This is a genomic window from Methanococcoides sp., assembly GCF_030594565.1.
Classification (GTDB): Archaea; Halobacteriota; Methanosarcinia; order Methanosarcinales; family Methanosarcinaceae; genus Methanococcoides; species Methanococcoides seepicolus.
In genome coordinates this window covers 1-3,166 of the sequence record NZ_JAUVEY010000186.1, presented here as the reverse complement: position 1 = coordinate 3,166, position 3,166 = coordinate 1, and the positions used below count along the sequence as shown (strand labels likewise).

The 3,166-nt window shown below is 42.4% G+C and carries 3 protein-coding genes and 1 pseudogene; all 4 read right to left on the bottom strand.

What is annotated here, in order from left to right; all coding sequences use genetic code 11:
* Positions 1–251 (bottom strand): annotated as a pseudogene (locus tag QAS77_RS11250) (class I SAM-dependent methyltransferase); the annotation flags it as partial.
* A 22-nt stretch (positions 252–273) separates the two neighbouring features.
* The gene (locus tag QAS77_RS11245; protein WP_331522713.1) at positions 274–885 is read right to left on the bottom strand and encodes a LysE family transporter; all 612 of its coding nucleotides are present in this window, start codon (positions 883–885) and stop codon (positions 274–276) included.
* 99 nt (positions 886–984) lie between these two features.
* The gene (locus tag QAS77_RS11240; protein WP_011499054.1) at positions 985–1,998 is read right to left on the bottom strand and encodes a transcription initiation factor IIB; all 1,014 of its coding nucleotides are present in this window, start codon (positions 1,996–1,998) and stop codon (positions 985–987) included.
* 67 nt (positions 1,999–2,065) lie between these two features.
* On the bottom strand, positions 2,066–2,326 hold the full coding sequence (locus QAS77_RS11235) for an H/ACA ribonucleoprotein complex subunit GAR1 (protein WP_250868383.1): 261 nt from the start codon (positions 2,324–2,326) through the stop codon (positions 2,066–2,068).
* Between the last annotated feature and the right edge of the window lie 840 nt (positions 2,327–3,166).

The window sequence follows — 3,166 nt, the reverse complement described above, 5'->3', positions numbered from 1 at the left end:
GTAAAACCAAGAATATCCTCAAGCGTCAGGAACTTGTCATGGGACTCGAACTCCCGCTCACTCTGTCGTGCATCTTCCGGCAAGAGTGCCAGCTCTTCAGAAGAGAGCATCCTGGAAAGCGGAAGGCAGATATCAGCATCCACTGAAACTATTTTCAGACCCTTATCGAGCAGGTCAAGCTCCAGAATTATCTTTCTAACAGGTTCACCTTTATTCTTCGGGATCAAAATACACGGATGTTTCAAAGCCATATCTCCTAACGATCAAAATACCTCATCCAATGGCGAACCAGCCACCGAACAATATCAGGAATATCCCGCATGATACAAGAATTTGCTTGTATGTCCTTTGAGAGAACATCCCCCTGCCCCTGCTAAAGGAAAGCGACACGGCAGTGAACCAGCCAAGGTCTGCAAGCCAGTGGCCAATGATAAAGAATACCACCGCCACCATTCCAATTTTATAACTTTCAAGTACAAGAGCACTTCCCGCTGCCAACCACCAGATCCAGAAATAAGGATTTGATACAGATGTGACAATGCCGGCGACCAGTGAGTTCGATGGCACTTTATCTTGCGATTGTGGATCATACGACGTTTTTCGTGCACCCATGATGGTCATTATGCCAAAAATCACCAGTGCCAGACCACCGGCCACTGAGATAAATGCCATCTCCTGCTCACCTATAAGAGCGGTCAGTCCGAAAAGAATCAGAACGAGCACCACAGTTTCAATTATCGCATGGCCAAGAAATACCTCAGGCCCTGCCCTCCAGCCTTTTTTCAGGGTGCCATCAATGGTCACGAAAAGCATAGGTCCCGGCACAAGAGCACCAGTAAGTGCTACGATGAAACCAATGGAAAACATCTTGAAAAGTTCCAGCATGAGCATAGAGATACAATGGTCCTATATAAGTAAGACGATATAGAAAAAATAAAACCGCAAAGGCCACACCAGCACCTTTGCAGTTCACGTTAAACAATATCAGAGAATTATCTCGATATCCAATTCTTCTGCGAGTTCCTTATACCTGTTACGGATAGTGACCTCGGTCACTCCGGCAACATCTGCAACCTCACGCTGCGTCCTGCGCTCGCCACACAGAATGGAAGCGATATAGATAGCTGCTGCCGCTACACCAGTAGGACCACGGCCGCTTGTGAGTTCTTTCTCAGAAGCCTGACGAAGGATCTCCACACCTCTTGACTGTACCTCACCCTTAAGGTTCAGACCTGAGCAGAACCTTGGAACGTAATCAATAGGTGAAGTTGGCATCAGTTTAAGCGAAAGTTCACGGGAGATGAAACGGTATGTCCTTCCGATCTCTTTCCTGCTTACCCTGGAAACCTCTCCGATCTCGTCAAGAGTTCGGGGGACACTGCACTGGCGACATGCTGCATAAAGCGCAGCCGCTGCAACACCTTCAATACTCCTGCCACGGATAAGGTTCTTATCGACCGCTTTTCTGTAAACAACTGCAGCTGTCTCACGAACAGTACGTGGAAGACCTAATGCAGATGCCATACGATCAAGTTCGGATAGTGCAAAAGCAAGGTTCCTTTCAGTAGCATTGCTTACTCTAATTCTACGCTGCCACTTTCTCAACCTATACAGTTGTGCACGGTTCTTGGAAGAAATTGATTTGCCATAAGAATCACGATTCCTCCAGTCGATCATAGTAGAGAGACCTTTGTCGTGAATCGTGTAGGTCATAGGTGCACCAACACGAGAACGCTTCATACGCTGATCATGGTCGAAAGCACGCCACTCCGGACCTTCATCAACAAACTCGGCATCCACAACAAGACCACAGTCAGCACAGACCAATTCCGCGCGCTCATAGTCTTGTTCAAGGCTACGACTGCCACATTCCGGACACTCGACCACCTTGTTCTCGACCTCTGTAGTCTTTTCTTTCTCCTTACGTGCCTTGATCATAGCACGTATCTTCTCTCTCTCTGAAGTATCAGAATGTCTTACTCTTTCAACTTCCACCATTTTATCATTGCCTCGGTTTTCCAAAAATTTTTATGCTTACTCACTTTATATCTAAGTGAATTGCTATTTATTTCACGTAAAGCTTTTCATTTAAATACTTTCGAAGGTCTGATGCACTGACATCGCCTGTGACCTTTATACTAATATAAGGAGAAACGACAGAGCCGATAACACCATTCACCTTACCGATACGCCTCACGGATTTATCCACGACCGGTAAATTGATACGTGGAAGATCCTTTAACGATGTGTCCGGTCCAATGTTGTCCCCTCTCACAAGTAACCCATTGTGTGCAACGATCTGCACAACAGTTCCAAGTCGTTTCATATGCATCTTACCATCAATATATAAATTAATTAGATGATATATATACATACACCATCTTATATATATAGTTTTCGCAATCTCTTTAATAATCCAATTTCAATTCCTAAAAAGGATAATTATCAATTATTCTAAAACCATGCCTTTACCACCGTATCTTTGCAAAGATGAAAACTACGAATGATAAGATAAACAAAGAATACATCAACTACAAGCAACTGAATGGGATCCTCAGGTATGTATAAATTTCCATAGGAAAGGTCATTTCAGTACTTCGCTAAGATTCCAGCCCTCATGATCGCCCCAATTCACCTACACCATTCAATTGTTGATCCAACACTCAACTTATTACCAACTGACGTGCCTAGAACAGTATGAAATAGGTATTTGCATGTAAGTGAGCCATTTAAAGGAATGTGAATGTTGTCGAAAAGAGGTACAAAGCTTTTATTGTCATTTATATGGAGTTAATTGTAATCGAGAAACATGGGTCATCACCATTATTCAGGCATAACTATGCTGATGGTTAATGAGGTTAGGTGGATTCTGATAAAATTAACGAAGCACTGAAACTAAATTTTTTCATTATCTTTTTTGTACATTAGCAATACGAATGTTTAAATTCGATGTTAACTGATTTTTGAATGTCGATTAACAAGTGGTTTTGAATATAATAAAGTGACCTGAAAATGAATAAAAGTGGTAACTATTCAGCCTGCCCTAATCAATCGACCAATGTCGATTTTTGTGAAAAACTATGTATATTCAACATCGGACAAAATATAACAAAATAACAAACAGTAGCCATAATTAGACATATTGTAAATCCTAATGTGTGCATAA

What these genes read in the sequence shown, in the direction of transcription:
- QAS77_RS11245 (WP_331522713.1), bottom strand. Translation starts at nt 885, where the DNA reads ATGCTGGAACTTTTCAAGATGTTTTCCATTGGTTTCATCGTAGCACTT.
- QAS77_RS11235 (WP_250868383.1), bottom strand. Translation starts at nt 2,326, where the DNA reads ATGAAACGACTTGGAACTGTTGTGCAGATCGTTGCACACAATGGGTTA.
- QAS77_RS11240 (WP_011499054.1), bottom strand. Translation starts at nt 1,998, where the DNA reads ATGGTGGAAGTTGAAAGAGTAAGACATTCTGATACTTCAGAGAGAGAG.